Annotated in this window: 19 protein-coding genes; 11 read left to right on the plus strand and 8 right to left on the minus strand. The window is 63.8% G+C overall.

From position 1 onward, the window contains the following. Positions 1-127 precede the first annotated feature (127 nt). From L2Y97_RS02240 to L2Y97_RS02250, 3 genes are all read left to right on the plus strand, one after another. Positions 128-2,425 (plus strand): NADP-dependent malic enzyme, encoded by a 2,298-nt coding sequence (locus L2Y97_RS02240; protein ID WP_283248298.1) that lies wholly within the window; start codon positions 128-130, stop codon positions 2,423-2,425. Between the two features lie 260 nt (positions 2,426-2,685). Next, positions 2,686-5,379 (plus strand): pyruvate dehydrogenase (acetyl-transferring), homodimeric type, encoded by a 2,694-nt coding sequence (gene aceE / locus L2Y97_RS02245; protein WP_247432425.1) that lies wholly within the window; start codon positions 2,686-2,688, stop codon positions 5,377-5,379. Between the two features lie 203 nt (positions 5,380-5,582). Next, a complete protein-coding gene (locus L2Y97_RS02250; protein ID WP_247432427.1) occupies positions 5,583-5,930 on the plus strand; it encodes a DUF4377 domain-containing protein in 348 nt (115 codons plus the stop codon). Between the two features lie 51 nt (positions 5,931-5,981). Here the strand turns inward: L2Y97_RS02250 and L2Y97_RS02255 are convergent, their stop codons facing one another. The 3 genes from L2Y97_RS02255 to L2Y97_RS02265 form a co-directional block, all read right to left on the minus strand. Then, entirely contained in the window at positions 5,982-8,105 is a 2,124-nt protein-coding gene (locus L2Y97_RS02255; RefSeq protein WP_247432429.1) for a hypothetical protein, read from the minus strand. Positions 8,106-8,401: 296 nt separating this feature from the next. Then, positions 8,402-8,725, minus strand: coding sequence for a hypothetical protein (locus tag L2Y97_RS02260; protein WP_247432432.1), 324 nt, complete (start codon positions 8,723-8,725; stop codon positions 8,402-8,404). Between the two features lie 104 nt (positions 8,726-8,829). Continuing rightward, positions 8,830-9,507, minus strand: coding sequence for a glutathione S-transferase (locus tag L2Y97_RS02265; RefSeq protein WP_247432435.1), 678 nt, complete (start codon positions 9,505-9,507; stop codon positions 8,830-8,832). A gap of 110 nt (positions 9,508-9,617) precedes the next feature. Here L2Y97_RS02265 and L2Y97_RS02270 point away from each other — a divergent pair, with 110 nt between their 5' ends. Beyond that, on the plus strand, positions 9,618-9,926 hold the full coding sequence (locus tag L2Y97_RS02270; protein ID WP_247432437.1) for a DUF3247 family protein: 309 nt from the start codon (positions 9,618-9,620) through the stop codon (positions 9,924-9,926). Positions 9,927-9,995: 69 nt separating this feature from the next. Here the strand turns inward: L2Y97_RS02270 and L2Y97_RS02275 are convergent, their stop codons facing one another. Both L2Y97_RS02275 and L2Y97_RS02280 read right to left on the minus strand, forming a co-directional pair. Beyond that, a complete protein-coding gene (locus tag L2Y97_RS02275; protein ID WP_247432439.1) occupies positions 9,996-11,327 on the minus strand; it encodes a thioredoxin family protein in 1,332 nt (443 codons plus the stop codon). A gap of 25 nt (positions 11,328-11,352) precedes the next feature. Beyond that, on the minus strand, positions 11,353-12,609 hold the full coding sequence (locus tag L2Y97_RS02280) for an MFS transporter (protein WP_247432442.1): 1,257 nt from the start codon (positions 12,607-12,609) through the stop codon (positions 11,353-11,355). A gap of 110 nt (positions 12,610-12,719) precedes the next feature. On the opposite strand from L2Y97_RS02280, the gene L2Y97_RS02285 reads away from it, so the two are divergent. After that, entirely contained in the window at positions 12,720-13,433 is a 714-nt protein-coding gene (locus tag L2Y97_RS02285) for a hypothetical protein (RefSeq protein ID WP_247432445.1), read from the plus strand. Between the two features lie 112 nt (positions 13,434-13,545). Here L2Y97_RS02285 and L2Y97_RS02290 read toward each other — a convergent pair whose 3' ends face one another. Continuing rightward, the gene (locus tag L2Y97_RS02290) at positions 13,546-14,367 is read right to left on the minus strand and encodes a ferritin-like domain-containing protein (protein ID WP_247432448.1); all 822 of its coding nucleotides are present in this window, start codon (positions 14,365-14,367) and stop codon (positions 13,546-13,548) included. Between the two features lie 116 nt (positions 14,368-14,483). Then, on the minus strand, positions 14,484-14,897 hold the full coding sequence (locus L2Y97_RS02295) for a universal stress protein (protein ID WP_247432451.1): 414 nt from the start codon (positions 14,895-14,897) through the stop codon (positions 14,484-14,486). A gap of 195 nt (positions 14,898-15,092) precedes the next feature. Between L2Y97_RS02295 and L2Y97_RS02300 the strand changes: the two genes are divergently transcribed. The 5 genes from L2Y97_RS02300 (at position 15,093) to L2Y97_RS02320 (ending at position 18,051) form a co-directional block, all read left to right on the plus strand. After that, a complete protein-coding gene (locus tag L2Y97_RS02300; protein ID WP_247432453.1) occupies positions 15,093-15,545 on the plus strand; it encodes a hypothetical protein in 453 nt (150 codons plus the stop codon). 128 nt (positions 15,546-15,673) lie between these two features. Continuing rightward, positions 15,674-16,198 carry a peroxiredoxin gene (locus L2Y97_RS02305; protein ID WP_247432456.1) on the plus strand — a complete coding sequence of 175 codons (525 nt, stop codon included), beginning with the start codon at positions 15,674-15,676 and terminating at the stop codon, positions 16,196-16,198. A 2-nt stretch (positions 16,199-16,200) separates the two neighbouring features. After that, positions 16,201-16,737 (plus strand): hypothetical protein, encoded by a 537-nt coding sequence (locus tag L2Y97_RS02310; protein WP_247432459.1) that lies wholly within the window; start codon positions 16,201-16,203, stop codon positions 16,735-16,737. Between the two features lie 59 nt (positions 16,738-16,796). Beyond that, positions 16,797-17,549: a DUF2884 family protein gene (locus L2Y97_RS02315; RefSeq protein WP_247432461.1), complete on the plus strand. Its 753-nt coding sequence runs from the start codon at positions 16,797-16,799 to the stop codon at positions 17,547-17,549. 67 nt (positions 17,550-17,616) lie between these two features. Further along, a complete protein-coding gene (locus L2Y97_RS02320; protein WP_247432463.1) occupies positions 17,617-18,051 on the plus strand; it encodes a PA2169 family four-helix-bundle protein in 435 nt (144 codons plus the stop codon). Between the two features lie 16 nt (positions 18,052-18,067). Here the strand turns inward: L2Y97_RS02320 and L2Y97_RS02325 are convergent, their stop codons facing one another. Continuing rightward, a complete protein-coding gene (locus tag L2Y97_RS02325; RefSeq protein ID WP_247432466.1) occupies positions 18,068-18,289 on the minus strand; it encodes a hypothetical protein in 222 nt (73 codons plus the stop codon). 213 nt (positions 18,290-18,502) lie between these two features. Between L2Y97_RS02325 and L2Y97_RS02330 the strand changes: the two genes are divergently transcribed. Continuing rightward, the gene (locus L2Y97_RS02330) at positions 18,503-19,138 is read left to right on the plus strand and encodes a response regulator (RefSeq protein ID WP_247432469.1); all 636 of its coding nucleotides are present in this window, start codon (positions 18,503-18,505) and stop codon (positions 19,136-19,138) included. Positions 19,139-19,238: the final 100 nt, after the last annotated feature.

The following is a 19,238-nucleotide window of genomic DNA, read 5'->3' on the forward strand; positions in this document are numbered from 1 at the left end:
TGCGTATCACAGCTTGTCGCAAAGCAACACACCGCACCGCATGGCGGGCGCTGGCGCGGTGTTAACATCGGGGTCTGCCGCGCGGCCGGGCCGCGCCCCCTGCTACCTATCAGTCCCACAGGATCCCATGGCCATTTCAGAGGAACTGAGGCAAGCCGCCCTCGAGTACCACCGCCTTCCCCGTCCGGGCAAGATCAAGGTCACGCCGACCACGTCGCTGCTCACCCAGCGCGACCTGTCGCTTGCGTATTCGCCCGGCGTCGCCGCCGCGTGCGATGCCATCGTCGCCGATCCGCGTGAAGCCGCTGAGCTCACCGCGCGTTCCAACCTGGTGGCGGTGATCAGTAACGGCACCGCGGTGCTCGGCCTGGGCAACATCGGCGCGCTGGCCAGCAAGCCGGTGATGGAAGGCAAGGGCGTGCTGTTCCAGAAGTTCGCCGGCATCGATGTGTTCGATATCGAGATCAACGAAACCGATCCGGACAAGCTGGTCGATATCATCGCCAGCCTCGAACCCACGTTCGGCGGTATCAACCTCGAGGACATCAAGGCGCCGGAGTGCTTCGTCGTTGAGCGCAAGCTGCGCGAACGCATGAAGATCCCGGTGTTCCACGATGACCAGCACGGTACGGCCATCATCGTCGGTGCCGCGGTGCTCAACGCGCTGCTGGTTACCGGCAAGAAGATCGAAGACGTCAAGCTCGCGACCACCGGCATGGGCGCTGCAGGCATTTCCTGCGTCGACATGCTCGTGACCCTGGGCATGAAGAAGGAAAACATCCTGGCGTTCGATCGCGATGGCGTGCTGCATACCGGTCGCACCGATCTGGATCCGGACAAGCAGCGTTACGCGCGCGATACCGACAAGCGCACGCTGGCCGAGATTGTCGAAGGCGCCGATATCTTCCTGGGCCTTTCCGCCGGCGGCATCCTCAAGCCGGAGATGGTGGCCACCATGGCCGAGCGCCCCATCATTTTCGCGCTGGCCAATCCGAACCCGGAAATCCTGCCGGAAGACGCGAAGGCGGTACGCCCGGATTGCATCATGGCCACGGGCCGTTCGGATTACCCGAACCAGGTGAACAACGCACTGTGCTTCCCGTACCTGTTCCGCGGCGCGCTGGATGTCGGCGCGTCGGTCATTAACGAAGCGATGAAGGTCGCGTGCGTCAAAGCCATCGCCGAACTCGCCCGCCGCGAGTCTTCCGATGTCAGCGCGCGTGCGTACGGCGGCAAGCCGCCCAGCTTCGGCCCCGAGTACCTCATCCCGCAGCCGTTCGATCCCCGCCTGTTGATCCAGCTGCCGCCGGCGATCGCCCAGGCCGCGATGGATTCGGGCGTGGCCGAGCGTCCGATCGAGGATTTCCCGGCGTACGTCGAGAAACTCACCAGCTTCGTGTTCCGCACCGGCCTGCTCATGAAGCCGGTGTTCGATCGCGCCAAAGCCGATCCGAAGCGCGTGGTGTACGCCGAAGGCGAAGAAGAGACCGTGTTGCGTGCGGTGCAGACCGTGGTCGATGAAGGCCTGGCCCGTCCCATCCTGGTGGGCCGCCCCGATGTCATCGAAAAGCGCATCGCGCGCGCGGGCCTGCGCCTGAAGCCGGGCGTGGATTTCGAGATGTGCAACATCCACTCGGATCCGCGCTTCGAAGACTACTGGAAGCTGTACCACTCGATCATGGAGCGCCGTGGCGTCACGCCAGCGTCGGCCAAGGCCGTGGTGCGCTCGCGTCCCACCGTGATCGCGGCGCTGATGGTGGAGCGCGGTGAAGCCGATGCCATGATCTGCGGCCTGGTGGGCACGTACCAGAGCAAGCTCGATTACATCCGCGACATCATCGGGCTGGACGACAGTGTGTGCGAGGCGTCCGCCATGGCGGCCGTGGCGACGGAGAAGGGCACGTTCTTCTTCCTCGACACCTACGTGCAGGAAGACCCGACCGCCGAGCAGATTGCCGAAGCGACCCTGCAGGCGTCGTTGCGCCTGAAGCTGTTTGGCATCCAGCCCAAGATCGCGCTGCTGTCCAACTCCAACTTCGGCAGCCGCGAGACGCGTAACTCACGCAAGATGCGCGAGGCCTTGAGCCTGATCCGCGAGCGCGTGCCCAAGCTGGAAGTGGAAGGCGAGATGCAGGCCGACGTGGCCCTGACCCCCGAACTGCGTGAGCGGATCTTCCCGAACTCGCGGCTGGAAGGTAAGGCCAACGTGTTCGTGTTCCCGAACCTGGACGCGGCCAACACGGCTTACAACATGGTCCGCGTGTTGTGCGATGGCGTGGTCATTGGCCCCATCCTCATGGGCGTGGCCAAGCCGGCGCACATCCTCACCCCGCAGGCCACGGTCCGCCGGGTGGTGAACATGACCTCGGTAGCCTGCGTGGAAGCTCAGATCCGCGCGGGTGCTCCCAAGGTTCGCCAGTCGTAAGCTATTGAAATGGCGGACTAAACACCGCCGGGCTCTTGTAGGAGCGCGCTTGCGCGCGATCGGGGTTGCCACCAGCCCCATCGCGCGCAAGCGCGCTCCTACAGGGGCTGCCGCAAGGCAGTTATGTCAATTTTGATCGATTCAGGTGGGCCGTACGGCCGCGTATGCCGGATCGATGCGATATCATCAGCAGGTTTTCCCGCACCCCAGCGGCTCTTTCAGTCCCCCATGTGCGCGCCAAGGGCGCAGCCGGAGCTTCCATGGACCAGATCGACGACGTGCTCAACCAGGACCTCGACCCCACCGAAACCCGGGAATGGGTTGAATCGCTTAATGCGGTCATCAACCACGATGGCACGGAGCGCGCCCATTACCTCCTGGAGAAGATGGTCGACTCCACGCGTCGTGCCGGCGGCTACCTGCCGTTCGACCCGACCACGGAATACGTCAACACCATCCCGTCGCACATGGAAGCGCGCAGCCCCGGCGATGCCGCCATCGAATGGCGCATCCGTTCGCTGATCCGCTGGAACGCGCTGGCCACCGTCGTGCGCGCCAACCGCAAGCCGGGCGACCTGGGCGGCCACATCTCGAGCTTCGCCTCGTCGGCCACCCTGTACGACGTGGGCTTCAACCACTTCTGGCGCGCCCCGAGCGAAGACCACCCGGGCGACCTGATTTTCCACCAGGGCCATTCGGCCCCGGGCGTGTACGCGCGTTCCTTCCTCGAAGGCCGCCTTGGCGAAGACCAGATGGACCTCTTCCGCATGGAAGTGGCCGGCAAGGGCAAGGGCCTGTCGTCGTACCCGCACCCGTACCTCATGCCGGATTACTGGCAGGTGCCGACCGTGTCGATGGGCCTCGGCCCCATCCAGGCGATCTACCAGGCCCAGTTCTGGAAGTACCTGGAGCATCGCGGCCTCATTCCGAAGTCCGATCGCAAGATCTGGTGCTTCATGGGCGATGGCGAATCGGATGAGCCGGAATCGCTCGGCGCGATCGCGCTGGCCGGCCGCGAAGGCCTCGATAACCTCATCTTCGTGATCAACTGCAACCTGCAGCGCCTGGATGGCCCGGTGCGCGGCAACGGCAAGATCATCCAGGAGCTGGAAGGCGTGTTCCGTGGCGCCGGCTGGAACGCCATCAAGGTGGTGTGGGGCAGCTACTGGGATCCGCTCCTCGCCCGCGATACCACGGGCAAGCTGCGCCAGCTGATGATGGAAACCGTCGACGGCGAGTACCAGGCCTGCAAGGCCTTCGGTGGCGCCTATACGCGTGAAAAGTTCTTCGGCAAGTATCCGGAGACGGCCGCGCTCGTCGCCAACATGTCCGATGACGACATCTGGCGCCTGAACCGTGGCGGCCACGACCCGCACAAGGTGTACGCCGCGTACCACGCTGCCGTGAACACCAAGGGCATGCCGACCGTGATCCTCGCCAAGACGGTGAAGGGCTACGGCATGGGCGCCGCGGGTGAATCGCAGAACCCGGCGCACAACCAGAAGAAGATGGACACCGATGCGATCCGCGCTTTCCGCGATCGTTTCAACATCCCGGTGCCCGACGACAAGCTCGACGAAGTGCCGTACTACCACCCGGGCAAGGACTCGGAGGAAGTGCAGTACATGCTCGAGCGCCGTCGCGCGCTGGGCGGTGCACTGCCGCAGCGTCGCCGCAAGGCCGACAAGTCGTTCAGCGCACCGGCGCTGGAAGCCTTCGAGCAGATCACCAAGGGCACGGGCGATCGTGAGATCTCTACCACCATGGCTCTGGTCCGTGGCATGAACCTCATGCTGCGCGACAAGGAGCTGGGTCCGCGCATCGTGCCGATCGTGGCCGACGAAGCCCGCACCTTCGGTATGGAAGGCATGTTCCGCCAGATCGGTATCTACGCGCCGTTCGGCCAGAAGTACCGTCCGCAGGATGCCGACCAGCTGCTGTACTACCGTGAAGACCAGAAGGGCCAGGTGCTGCAGGAAGGCATCAGCGAAGCCGGCGGCATGAGCGCCTGGCTGGCAGCTGCCACCAGCTACAGCATCAGCAACACCCCGATGCTGCCGTTCTTCATCTACTACTCGATGTTCGGCTTCCAGCGCATCGGCGACCTCTGCTGGGCCGCTGGCGACATGCGCGCGCGCGGCTTCCTCATCGGTGGTACCTCGGGCCGCACCACGCTGAACGGCGAAGGCCTGCAGCACGAGGATGGCCACTCGCACCTGCTCTCCGGTGCGATCCCGAACGTGATCTCGTACGACCCGACCTTCTCCTACGAGCTGGCGGTCATCCTGCAGGATGGCACCCGCCGCATGATGCAGGAGCAGGAAGACGTCTATTACTACCTGACGGTAATGAACGAGAACTATGCCCACCCCGACATGCCCAAGGGCAGCGAGGAAGGCATTATCAAGGGCATGTACCTGTTCAAGGATGCGGGCAAGGCGAAGAAGAACGAGCCGCGCGTGCAGCTGCTGGGTTCGGGCACGATCCTGCGCGAAGTGATCGCTGCCGCTGAACTGCTGGAGAAGGATTTCGGCGTCAGCGCCGATATCTGGTCGGTGCCGAGCTTCTCGGAAGTCCGTCGCGAAGGCTTTGACGCCGAGCGCTGGAACCGCCTGCATCCGGAAGCGGAGCAGCGCGTGCCGTACATCACCGGCCTGCTGGCCGATCGCCAGGGTCCGGCTATCGCTGCCACGGATTATGTCCGTGAGTTCGCCGACCAGGTGCGCGCATTCATGCCGGACGGCATGCGTTACACGGTGCTGGGTACCGACGGCTACGGCCGTAGCGATACCCGAGCCAACCTGCGTTCGCATTTCGAAGTGGACCGCTACTGGATCGCCCACGCCGCCCTGGCCGCCCTCGCGAAGGATGGCAAGGTCAACGCGAAGGACGTCAGCCGCGCCATCAAGGAATACAAGCTGGACCAGGACAAGCCGAACCCGCTGTACGCGTAATCAGTCGGTGCAGGGCGAAAAAAGGGCGCTTCGGCGCCCTTTTTTTGTTCATTACGCCACCTGTAGGGGCGCGCTTCTTTGCCCAGTCGCCGACACAGCGGTGGCGCGGCATGTCCGCGCATGCATCTACGTCACATTGCGTGCATGGTGTTGTAAGCGAGTTGCTGGTATTCCTGATACCAGCTCTCAAGGAATCACCGCCGATGCGTCACGCACTCATCTCCCTGGCGACCCTGGCACTCGCCGCCTGCGCCACCACCAGCGATCACCACGGCTCGCGCGAGCGGCTTGTCTACATCGCTGCGGAAAAGGCACCCTGCAGCGCCGGCGTGATGAAGACCGAGTGCCTGCAATACCGCGACCAGCCCAATCAACCCTGGCAGTTGAACTACGCACCCATCGATAACTTCGATTGGAAGCCCGGCAACGAGTACCTGGTGAAGATCACCGAACTGGAAGTGAAGAATCCCCCGGCAGACGCATCACGCATTCACTGGCGCGTGGAGAAGATCGTGGAGCAGCATCCTGTTGATAAACCACCGGTGCCGTAAGGGCCGGCGCTTGCGCCCAAACGAAGGCACTCACCGTTATGTGACCGCCGCTCAACGCCATTGGTCGGCATCGTCGAGTACGAGGCGGACCATGCGCCAGGGATTAAACCCAAACGTTACCTCGTGTCGTCCCGCTGGCACACAGATCGCGCGCAACAGCCCATTTGCGCGATAGTGGCTTGCTGGAACGCTGTCGACCTCGGCCTGCCAACCCGGGAAGTCGAGGTCTGACAGGACGATCCACGCGGCACGATGCGCTTCAACCTGCAAGGTCACGCGGACGTTTGTCGTATGCCCATTCTTCACGGTGGCTGAGCCGCCCGCGCAGTTCTCGACCGCCTGACGCAGGTTCGCGACTTCTCCCTGTGATCGGGGTGTCAGGAAGACGGTGTTGGCAAGGTTCGCGCTGGCGAACGCCTCGGGCGAAGGATTTTGCCGCACGTCCAGGATCGTCGCGTTCCTAGGACTGAATGCGCGAGGCAAAGCGTCGACCTCCAGGACCTGAGAATGTGCATCGGCGTGGATCTGTCGCAACGGCGGCGATGTCCACGCCGAAATGTCCGCCGCCGCCGGCGCAACGATGTAGCGGACCCCCAGGAGCCGGTTGAGGTTGCTCGTCGGGTCAGGGTTATAGGGGGAGGTCGGCCGGGGCCCGTTTCCGTCCGCGTAGGGCCCGTACCATCGGTCCCACATGGCCCATCGGAGCGGACCGTATCCTTGCGTTGCGGGGATGGCCCTGAGGATGACGTTGTTCTTCCAGTTGGCTGGCAGATCTGCGGCCTCTATGCGAGGGCCGAGCGCCAAACGCGCGGGTCCGTCGGATCCACCCGATGCCAAAGCGGCGGCGACCGCTCCCGCCGCACCGTTCTTCATGAATTTGGCTGTCCGATCGCCACGTTGATTGAATTCACCGTTCAGGCTGAACGCACGGTAGTCGGCCACGATAACGAAAGCCACGGCCCACAAGACCCCTTGCTGGCTTATCTGGCGCCGAAGGAGGATGGCCGCTGAGAGCGAGACGATGGGGGCCACGATGGTTGCTGCCTGCCAGCCTTCTAGCTCGCCACGCATCGTCAGGCTAGCCAGGAGTAGCCACGCAGTCGTGCCGGTCAGGGTGGCTACACGGACGCTGCGGGAGCTCAGGTCAACGTGACTTGATGCGATGCCAACGGCTAGCGCCACCGCGAGGTTCAGAAGATAGCCCGCATCGGACGGCCGCCGGAACTGCTTTACGCCGGGGAGTGCATAGTAAAGAGCCTCATAAAATCCCGTGTGTCTTCCGAGCATGAACAGCATCGAGGTGATGGCGACGGCGAGAAAGAAGAGGAGGTAGCCCCGGTGCGATGACTCTCTCCACGCCTTCTTTGCCCCTAGCAATGAAAGAAGTAAAGGGAGCGCGCCAATCCAGTAAAAGGTCTCGATAGCATCGGCCGGCCCCGCGTAGCTTCCCCGAAGATTGTGTAGTGCGTTCGGTAACAGGAACGTCTGAAGGGTCGACCACGTGATACTCAACTCGGTCGCTGCGCCCAATGTCAGTTCTGGCCTGTTCGATATGGCGACGAAGGCGTAGGTGAACAGAAGTTGTGGCGCAGCCAGCAGGAGCGCTACGACAGCGGCGAATGCAAGACCACCCAGATACGTCTCTCGCGCCCGTCTGCACCAGGTGGGCCATCGCCGTATGGCAAGTGCGGCCGCGAAGCCGGCGAGCATGATGCCGGTGAGGTACGTGAGTTGCACTGGAACGACCAGGAGCATGGCGGCAACAGCACCTAGGGCCAGCGCACGAGGCCAGGTGGGTGCGTTTGCCAGGCGAAGGACGCAGAACATCGCCAGCGGGGCAAGGCTATAAACGATGAGGATGGGGACATGCTGGATGCGCGAAGCGGCTACGCCGCCTGCCATGAAAACGGCCGTGCCTACTAATGTCCCGACATCGTTCACCCTCAACTGCCGTAGCAAGGCCAGCATGCTCAGGCCGCCGACATAGAGATGAAGCAGGGCGCCGATGACGAACCACGACATGGTGGGCTCAGATCGCAGCAGCATCCAGCCCGTGAGGAGTGGCGAAAACAGCATCGCCTGGGGATCGGCGATCTGTGGGTAACCGGCGAAGATATACGGGTTCCACCATGGCGCTACACCCTCACGAAGGGAGTGAGCATTGAAGTATGCCATGGGGAAGAATTCGAATAGCGCGTCCCCCGGCAGAACGCGTATGCCAAGAAGAAGGGGGAGGTGAAGAGCGCCCCAAAGTACCGCTACCACGAGAGCCATGCGGCGGAAGGAAAGGGTTGCCACGCTGTCGCTCGTGATCTGGCGAAGGAGCAAGGGATCGTAATGGCGCTCGGCTTCCGAACAAGTCAGCCATGAGCTATGAAATCTGTAAGGGATTTCTCTCTTCTGTAGCTACCACGTACGCACAAAAAAAGGCCGGGATTGCTCCCGGCCTTCCCCTGTCCCTAGCGACAGGTTCAATCGTCGTCGCGCAGCGCGTGACGGATGAGCAGGAAGGTGCCGATGGCCGCCGCGGCGATGCCAATGGTGATCGCCGGATTGCGGCGTACCTGCTTGCGGAGGCGGCGGTACTGGTAGGTCGCCTCGTCGGCAAAATCCTCTGCCATGTAGCGAATCTTCTGGCCGCTGTTCTTGCGGGCGAACTTGTTGGTGACACGGCGCGTGCGGTCGAGCAGGTCGCGACCGGTGTCATAGGCCTCATCGCCGTAGTGACGGACGCGACCCGATACACCGTTGACGGCGCTCTCGACCTGACGCGCGAATTCGCGGTTTCTGCTCATCGGACGGCTTCCTCTGCAAAGCGTTACGGTCGGGTAACGACTTTGCTGGGCCGTCCGTGATTGCCGTGTAAACAGGCTAGGGGCGGGTTGAGCGGCGTTCAGCCTTATCGAGGGGATGCGAATGCGTACTCACCGCCGCGCGCCAGGGCGGCCTGGAATGCGGGGCGCGCGTGGATCTTCTGCAGCCACGCCCACAGGTGGGGGCGGGAGGCGTCCAACCCGCCACGGCTGGAGGCCGCCTCGATGGGGAAGCTCATCTGGATGTCGGCAGCGCTGAATTCGCTGCCTGCGAACCAGCCGGTCTTGCCGATTTCGCCTTCCAGGTAGTCGAGGTGGGTCTTGAGCTGGGGATCGACGAAGGCCTTCTGGGCGCCGCGGGCGAGCATGCGCGCCACGGGCTTGGCGAAGAACGGCACCGGGGCGGTCTCCATCCGTACGAAGACGAGTTTGAGCAGTAGGGGCGGCATGGCCGATCCCTCCGCGTAATGCATGAAATACGTGAAGCGCAGGCTTTCGGGTGTGCCGGGCGCCGGTTTTAGCCGGCCGTTGCCATAGCGATCCACCAGGTACTCCACGATGGCACCGGACTCCGCCAGGACCAGGTCGCCGTCGACCACGACGGGCGACTTGCCCAGCGGGTGGATGTCACGCAACGCCTTCGGAGCCAGCATGGTCTTCGGATCACGCTCGTAGCGCATGATCTCGTACGGAAGGCCAAGCTCCTCCAGCAGCCAGAGGACACGCTGGGAGCGGGAGTTGTTCAGGTGGTGGACAACGATCATGACGACGCTCGATACGGAAAAGGCGCGCGCAGCGTAGCAGTGCACTACGTCGACATTCCATCGACACCAGCGGAGTAGCTTCTGGGCCTGCCTTCCCGAGGAGCCAGGCCATGGGCCGCGAAGCCGATACCGTTCACACCGATCCGGGGTCCATACAGCGGCTGCAAGCCCTGGTGGGCGAGTTAAGGGACAACGCGAAAGTCAGGGTGCACCTGCGTGATGGGTCCAGCATGACAGGCATCGTTGCCGTCGTGCCTACGGTGCAGAGCTTTGTTGATGCCCATGGCACCGAGGGCATCAACGGCGTGGTGAAGCTGATTGACAACGACAGGCCGGACTGGTCAGCGATGGTGTCGCTGGATACCATTTTCCGCGTGGAGCACTTGGATAGCGTGGCCTACGGCACATCGCAGACGTGAGTCCACCAGCTTTACCGGCTGTTCACGCGCTTGCCTGCGAACAGCCGGTAAAGCGGTCAAGCGGCTAACTCACGACTTCAACGTATCCTCCAGCTTCTTCGTCTGCTCAGGGAATGCTTTCCCATCGGCGGCGACCGTCTGTGCGACCAGCTTCTTCGCCTCGTCATCGCGATTGAGCGCGCGCAGTGCCTTCACGCGATACGTGGCCACGGAGAAGCGGTTCGCACCGTAGGCTTTCTTTGCAGCGGCCTCGAGATACGGCAGGCCTTCGGCCGCCTTGCCGCTTTCGACAAGCCGGCGGCCGTAGCGGTAGTTGTAGACGTAGTCTTCCGGATAGGCCGCGATCAGCTGCTTCTCCAGCGTGTCCAGCTCATCGCCGGCCTTGGCGCGCACGAGGTATACACGCAGGTTGTCCGCCGCGTTGCGATCACTCTTTAGATCGCCGTGCAGCTTGGCCTTGCTGGAATCGACGCCCTTGCGCAGCACCGCTTGCTCGGCGGCCGTATCGCCAATGGCCGCATCCAGATCCGCGCCGGCAAGCACCGAGCTACGCTCGTCCGCGCACGCCGGCGAGGGCGAGAACACCTGGGTGGTGAGGAACTGATCGTAGGTTGCTTTCTGGGGCGTAAGGAGCGCCTTGCGTGCATCCGCCGCTTGCGTTTCGGTGGCGCCGATCAGGTCGTCGAGCACGTAAGCACGGTCGCAACCGATATCGCCCGCCAGCAGCCTGGTGGCCGCATCGCTGATGCCTGCATTGTCCTTGTTGGCCTTGGCCTGAAGAAGCAGCAACCGCTGCTTGGCCACGGCGACGCGCTTGTCCTTGTCCGATACGTTGCGAACCATCGGTGGCAGCGTCTCGAACCAGGCCATGCCTTCCGCGCCGGCATAGCGCAGGTTGTAGGTTTCAAGCACCTCGGCCACGGCAGCCATCGATCCCTTGGTGGCATCGGCCTTGAGCTTTGAAAGCTTCGCATCGCCGGAAAGGATGCCGTTGATCTCGGGGTAGAACTTGTCGCGCGGGCGTTCGGCAAGGATGCGGCCGAGCTCTTCACCGTCCGGGCCAATGGCGACGTACGTGGGAAGGAAATGCACGGTCCATTTCTTCATGTACGCCTGGTCAGCCGGCTTGTCGGCATCGGCTTCGTAGAAGATCACCTTCTTCGAAAGATCATTCCACTCCTTGCCGTTAAGCACGTGGCTGGCCATGAAGTAGCACGAGTAACACCACACCGCCTGGAAATCGACGAGGACCGGCTTGTGCTCGCGCTTGCCCTGGGCAAGGGCGGCATCGAGACTGGCGGGACCTTCGTGCGCTGCCCACGCAGGGGCGGCGGCAGCGAGCAGGGCGGCGGCGAGCACGTACTTCATGACGAACTTCCCCTTGGCGGTATAGACGTCCATGTCATACCACGTTTTTTGCGCCCTGTCAGATCGTGTTGCTGGCGCCCTCGACCGGTTCGGGGTCATCGGCCAGGCCCTGGCGGCGGCGCAGGGAGGGGAACCACCACATCCACAGGCCCACCACTACCAGGGTGCCGAGACCACCGATCAGGGTGGCGTTTACGGCACCGAGGGCGGCGGCAAGGATGCCGGACTCGAACTCACCCAGCTGGTTGGAGGTATTGATGAAGATGGCATTGACGGCACTGACGCGACCTCGCATGTCATCGGGCGTATCCAGCTGCACCAGTGCGCCGCGAATCACCATGCTCACCATGTCGAATGCGCCGAGGGCGAACAGGGCGCCCATGGACAGCCACAACGAGGTGGATACCGCGAATACCAGGGTGGCGACGCCGAAGCCGGCGACGGACGCGAACATGATCGGTCCCACGCGTCGCTTGAGGCTATGCGACGAGAGCCAGATCGACATGAGCAGGGCGCCCACGGCCGGCGCCGCGCGCAACAGGCCCAGGCCCCAGGGGCCCGTGTGCAGGATGTCTTTTGCGAAGATGGGAAGCAGCGCGGTGGCGCCGCCAAGTAATACGGCGAACAGATCCAGCGAGATGACGCCGAGGACAGCCGGGCGGCTGCGGATGAAGTGCACGCCAGCGAACAGCGTTTTCAACGTAGCCGGTTCGCGCCGCGGCGGGGCGTGGTCGTAGCGCAGGCGCGACATGAAGACCAACGCACCCAGATAAAGAAACGCCGAGACGCCATACACGACGGCTGGGCCGGCCACGTAGAGCAAGCCGCCCAGTGCGGGGCCGGCGATCATGGCGGCCTGCCCTGCGGCGGCACTGGCTGCGGTGGCCCGTGGCAGGATCGTGAGCGGCACCAGCGCCGGCAACATCGATTGCATGGCCGGGAATTCGAAGGCCTTGGCCACGCCGACCACGAAGACCAGCGCGAGGATGCCTGCTTCGTTGATGTGGCCACTGAACGTGAAAGCGGCGAGCAGGGCGATAGCCAACCACTCGATCGCCTGGCACGTGCGCACGATGCGCCGGCGGTCGAACTGGTCGGCTACGTGGCCGGCGGGCAGCGCGAGCAGTACGGAAGGAATGAACTGCACCAGGCCAATCAGGCCCAGGTCCAGGGCGCGGCCGGTGATCGAATAGATCTGCCAGCCCACGGCGACGGACATCATCTGGAAGCCGAAACTCGAGGCGTTCTTGGCAAACCAGAACTGGATGAACGCGGGGTAGCGGAAGAGGGAGGTCTCTTGGGAAGTCGACGACATGGGGCGTCCTTGGGGCGTCCGCCGATTTTACGCTCGTTTTAGGCCACGCCTTGCCAGTGGCGCCGTTTGCGCGCGAAGCTACGGCCTTTCACGCCGGGAACCGCAATATCATGCGCCGCATCGCCGCCATCATCGCCCTTACCGCACTCGCCAGCGCCTGTTCGCAGCAAGCGGACCAGCAAGCTGCCCAACAGCAGGCCCCGGCCGAAGATGCCAATGCCGAGGCGGCGAAGAAGCTCGAGACCTACAACCAGCTTCTGAAGCTGCACAACGATGGCCTGGCGGTGCAGGCCGGCCACGAGATCGTCGACAAGTACCCCGATTCGCCAGCGGCGGCGGAGGTGAAGAAGACGCTCGAGCCGATGGAGAAGGCCTACAAGGAAACGACCGAGAAGAATCGACTGGCGGCGTTGTGGCTCTACCAGGTGTCGCCAATGCAGGGCGGTACGCAGAGTACGGCCACCATCCAGTCATCGCGACCCACGGGCGAGGAGCAGGTACGCCTGATCCTGCGCAGGCATACGGACTGGGGCCAGAGCGTGTTCCTGTATGCGGTGGCCGGCAAGGGCTTCGTGTGCAAGGGCGATTGCTCGCTCAAGGCCAGCTTTGATGGCAAGGCCAAGGTGATCAAGGCGTTCCGCCCGCCGACCGGCGAGCCGGCGCTGCTGTTCCGCAACGATGCCCAGTTCCTGAAGGATCTGGCCGGCACGAAACGCCTGGAGATCAACGTGGTGACGGTGTCCCGCGGCGAGACCACGCTGGTGTTTGAGACCGGCGGGTACGATTCGGCGAAGTGGCAGGACCTGCCGAAGAAGAAAAAATAGCCGCATGCAGGAGCTCACCCTGTGAGCGAGGCTGTTCGCGGAAGCACCGCAGGTTTGCGGTATTGTCGCGAAAAGATGTCGCCCACGGGGTGGGCTCCTACGGGTGGCGTATCTAGTGCAGGAACAGCTTTTCGGTGATGCGCGTCAGCGGCTTCTCGAGGAAGCTGTTTACGCGCGCCGGCAGATCCAGCGGGCGCAGCAGCATCTTTACCGTCATTTCCGCCGGGATATGCCGCTTCAACATGCCCTCGGCCTTGGTCGTGACGCGGCGGAATTCCGCATCGTCGTGGGCCTTGTCCGGGTAGCGCGTGTTGAACACGTGGCGTAGCGCGATATCGCTGTCCTCGTTCTTGATCTCGCTCAGGCGCTTGAGCAGCGTGCGCAACGTGCTGAAGCGGCTGATGCGGTCACGCTCGCGGTAAATGCGGAACGCCTGGTAGAAGTGCTTGTAGTGGCGCACCTCATCGCTCTTGATGCGATTGGTGAGGTCGCGCAGCACGGGTTCGTCGGTCACGTCGTTGAGCGCCCGGTACAGGCTGGCCGTGCCGGTCTCCACGACGCAGCGCGCCGCGAGTTCGAGCCCGCGGTTCGGCTCCAGCTCTTCGGACGTGCACACGGAGCCGTAGTGGGCGAAGAACGCCTTGAAGCCGGCATCCCAGTCGAACTCGGGCCAGACATGGCGCACGTAAGCCGCCAGCGCGCGACCGTGCTGGAGCTCCTCGTGTTCCCAGTGGTCGCGCAGCCACCCCTGGAGTTCGTCATCGCCGGCAAAATGGTCGACGAGGTTATGCGTGTAAAGGTCGGAGCCGCTCTCCACGAACGATGAGCTGCACAGTAGAAAGAAAAGGTCTTCGTTTTCCCGGACTTTCGAGACGTCGATCTGCGAGAAGTCCAATGATTCGAGCGTCCATGGCAAGGTGGCAACGTAGCTCACTGCTGGTGTTCCTCGATCGCTTAGCTGGTTCGCCCTCTGGGGGGCGTCTGACCGAATTGTGACAAAGCCACGCGAACGTGGCTATGAGCCCCTTGCCGCACCCCGTCCGCGGCGACTTACCGAACCACCGTGACCGGCACCCGGGCCTTGGCCAGGACATCCGTGGAGGTGGACCCGACCAACCAGCGGGCCAGGGCCCCCCGTTCGGTATGGCCGATCACGATATGGTCGGCCCCGTTTTGGGCCACATAGCTCAGCAACGCATCGCCGGGGCTGCCGTGTACCAACTGGACATCCAGGTCGACTCCCGGGCTGGCTTTGAGGGCGGCAAGCTCAGCCTGGATGGCCGCCAGACGCTCCTTGCTGCTGTCGGCCATCATCAGCGCGGCGGTGTCAGCCCCGTTTTCCATCTGGTAGACCGACACGACGGAGACCCGGGCGCCGGCGCAAGCGCCTAGTTCCAGGGCAAAAAGGTAAGCCCGGCGGGCGGTTTCCGAGCCGTCGTAACCGACCAGGATGTGCTTGGGCATAGCTGCGCTCCCTGTTTCGTGAGACTTGGCCCGATGGTAGGCCGGACGCCCGTCTCCGGCGAGTGGATTCACGAGGAGTCCACCAAACCGTTTCATTCCTGAACAGGCGGAAGGCGCCTCCAAGTTTCTTCACATTCGTGAGTGGAGAATCCTCCCACCGCAGTTTCCTGCCACCAACACACACGGAGAACCCTCATGATCAAGCGCATTACCGGTATGGCTGTCCTGGCTCTGGCGGCGGCAGGGGCTTTCGCGGCCCAGCCGGCGCAGGCGGCGGAAGCGGCGACCAAATGCCACATGACCTTCAGCACCTCGGGTTGGGCAGCCATCTACAAGAAGGCCGACGGCCGCGGCCACGTGCGCTGCGATAACGGCCAGAGCGCCGATGTGATCATCCACGTCCGCGGCGGTGGCCTCACGGCCGGCAAGTTCAGCATCGAAGGCGGCAAGGGCGAGTTCACCAACGTCAAGGGCATCAGCGAGATCTACGGCTCCTATGCCAGCGGTGGTGCCAACGCCGGCGTCGTAAAGAGCGCCGAGAGCGCCGCCATGACCAAGGGCGAAGTCTCGCTGGCCGTTACCGGTACGGGCCGTGGCTTCAACCTCGGCGTGGACCTGAGCAGCTTCGAGATCGAACGCCTGAAGTAATCGCGGGTGCGGTTCGAAGAAAAGGGGCGTCCACGCGGGCGCCCCTTTTCTTTGCCCGGCCCACGTCGCAACCTTTGCGGCGCGGCGAGTACACTCACGCGATCCCACCCCACTGAGGTTGCCTCCCCATGCGCCGTTTCCTTAGCCTCGTCGCCCTCTGCCTCGTAACCGCCACGGCCTGGGCCGCTGCCCCCGTCGAGGGCGACAAGGCCCCCGATTTCAACCTGCAGGACCAGAACGGCAAGTGGCATACCCTGGATACCGAGAAAGGCCAGTGGCTGGTGCTCTACTTCTATCCGAAGGATTTCACGGCCGGCTGCACCACCGAGGTCTGCACGTACCGCGATGACACCGCCAAGCTGCACAAGGCCGGCGCCCAGGTGCTGGGCGTGAGCCTCGATGATGTGAAGTCGCATGCCGAGTTCGCCGAGAAGTACCACGTGCCGTTCCCGCTGCTGTCCGATGCCGACAGCGCCGTGGCAGCGAAGTACGGCGTGCTCACCGAAAAGATGGGCATGAAGTACGCCCGCCGCGAAACCTTCCTGATCGATCCCAGCGGCAAGATCGTCAAGGTGTACAAGGACGTGGACCCGGAAAAGAACTCCGGCCAGGTGCTTGCTGACATCGCCGCCCTGAAGGCCAAGGGCGCCTGAGCGTGTTCGAAGCGAAAAAAGGCCCCGGCCAGGGCCGCCCCTTCGCACCCTGGCGTATCGTCGTGTGGCTGGTGATGCTGCTGGCTGCCGTCGGCTTCGTGATCAATGGCTATGCCGCCGTGGTGATTGGCCAGGCGGTGCTCGCCATGTCCGATCCGGTCGCCGCGGATATGAACCCGAAGATTGCCCTGGCCTGGTCCGTGGGTTATGCCATCGCCGCCTTCATTACGATGGCCATTGCGCTTTCGACGCTTCGCTGGCGTGAGCGCGCCCGCGGCGTCATGCGGGTCATCGCCACCCTCCTCGCGGTCTGGGCCGCCTGGACGGCGTGGATCGCGTTCGGCCAATGGGAGCAGCTTGGCGTCGTGCTGGGCCAGGCCGGGCTTCCGCCCGACCTGCTCGCCGCCGGGACCAAGCACCGCAACATCCTGTTCGTCGGGCTGTTGCTCAAGGCCGTGTCGGTGCCCGTCCTGGCCTGGCTGTCCTGGGTGCTCGGTACCGTTCGTGTTCGCCAGCAGTTCGCCGCACCGGCCCTGTGATGGTTCAGCGGGCATTCGCCCGGCCAGCGCTATCGAAGGGGTTTCGCCCCGGATCGCCCATGACCGCACGTCTGTTCGCCCTGGCTGTCGCCGCCTGCTTTGCAGGCGGCGCGGCCGCCCAGGACCTGGGCACCACCTGCAACCTCGCCAGCACCTACGACCTCACGGTGCGCCCCGATAGCCTGGCGTTCGACCGAGCTGACGTGGCACCACGAAACGTGCGCATGCATGACGGCAGCCTCACCACGGACGGCCGTGCGGTTTCGCTGCGCCCTGATGAACAGGACCGGGTAGCCCTGTTCGAGAGCAACGTGCGGGCCCTGTTGCCCAAGGTGAAGGCCATCGCCAGTGACGGCGTGGATATCGCTGCCCGCGCCGTGCGCCAGGAGGCGGCTACGGCGGCTCCGGGTGCCGCTGCCAGCGGCGAGCTGGACCGTGTGTTGAATACCCGCGTGGCGGACATCAAGCGGCGGATCGCCGCCAGTCAGAGCACCCGCGATTGGCAGGAAGATGCCATGCGCGAGTACGCCCAGGAAATCGTTTCGGACATCATGCCGTTGCTGACCCAGGATGTCGGCAGCGAAGCCATGCAGCTGGCCATGAACGGCGATCTGCAGGGCGCGGCCGACTTGCGTGACCGCGTCAGTGCAGTCTCCACGGGGGCCCAGGGCCGGGTGGCCGCCAAGGTCACCTCGGCATTGCGGCCGCGGGTCCAGGCCCTCTGCCCGCAGGTCCGCCAGCTGGGCGAACTCCAGTCGGGCCTTCACGACGCGGCGGGCAAGCCCCTACTCCTGCTGGAAACCGGTGGATGACCGGCGGATAACCACCGGTTTCGCCGTTTAGGGGCGGCTAAGTCCGCCAGCGCTAACGTTTCACCCCATGGAACGCAGCTCGATCCGTGTCGTGAATGGCCTCATCCGCCGAGTCATTGCGGATCGTGACCTGTATGAGCAGGCTGCCCGGGGTGTCCGGGAGCCCGGCCTGAAAGCCATCCTCAAGGAATCGGCCGAATCGCTCACCACCATCGCCGGTGAATTGCAGGGCGCCGTCCAGGCCACCGGTGGCCGGCCGGCCCGGGCCGGTGGCCCCATGAGCGGCGTGCGCCGCACCATGATGGAGGCCTCGGTCAAGCTCTCCAGCGATCCCGATGTCACCTATATCCGCACCCTGGAACACATGGAGCGCCGCCTGCTCGATGTCTTCCTGCGCCTGGAGGCGACATCGCCCGATCGCGCCACCATCGGCCGCCATATCGCTCGCCTGCGCCTGCTGCACCTGGACATGACCAACCTGGGCGGCGCCACCGGTCGCTGAGTACCAGGTCGCGCGCCTACGCGGCAGCCCGCAACTCCCGCAATGCCCGATGCAATCCCGCATCCGCCGTCACTCTCACCGGTACCGGTGCGATCAGCGTCTCCCGATCGGCAAAGAAATTCGCAAACGCGATCGCATCCACTTCGTCCTCACGCACGCCAATTTGCGTGCCATCACGAAAGATGCCCCACGCGTGACCCATGGCCGCGATGTGATATTCGATGTATTGCCCGCTCATAAAGCACGATTCCTTTGTCCGCTCGTTACAGGATTCCTTCTCCAGCGCACAAATAAAATCAGACTAGTCTGAAAAATCGCAGCGATATTTGAGGCATTTCGTACGCGCCGTGCATCAGTCCATGCATTAGCGGCACGAAACAAATGCGCGCGATGTGTTTGCGCTACTCTCCGCGCTCTTCACGCATCGGGCACACGGAGGGCAGCCGCATCCATGCATTTGCGAACGATCATTGCCGACGATCATCCTGTCGTACTTATGGGGACGCGCGCCGCGCTGGAAGCAGCCGGGATCGAAGTCGTTGGCGAGGCCGCCAATGGCGATCATCTGCTGGATCTGCTCGCCAGCCGTCCCTGCGATGTCATCGTCACCGATTTCTCGATGCCCGGTGGCCGCCACGGCGATGGCTTGCTCCTCCTCGACACCATCCGTCGCAGGTATCCGCGCCTGCCCATCGTCGTGCTCACCATGGTGACCAACACCGCTGTCCTGCAGACCATGCGCGCGCGGGGCGCGTCGTGCCTGTGTGACAAGCGTGCGCCGCTGCGTGAGGTGGCAGTCGGGGTGCGGTATGCCGTGGCGGGCCGAACCTTCCTGAGCGACACCATTCGCCAGCAGTTCGAGGAATACTTCGTGGGGAACGCGCTGGATGACGTTCGCCTGTCCGCGCGTGAGATCGAGGTCGTGCGCCTTTACGTCAGCGGCATGTCGATCACCCAGATTGCAGAGCGCCTGAGTCGCAGCGTGAAGACGGTGAGCCGGCAGAAGCGCGATGCGATGCGCAAGCTGGGTGTCGACCACGACAGCCGGCTGTCCGAGTACGCCCGGGAGCGCGGCCTGGCGTCCTGACCCTGCCGGAAGTCAGGGGGTGACCAACCACCCATGCAATCAGGTGGGCGGAGGCTTAAACCATACCTGCGCCACGGGCATCAGAGCCGGCGACCACCTT

Source organism: Luteibacter aegosomatissinici, assembly GCF_023078495.1.
Classification (GTDB): Bacteria; Pseudomonadota; Gammaproteobacteria; order Xanthomonadales; family Rhodanobacteraceae; genus Luteibacter; species Luteibacter aegosomatissinici.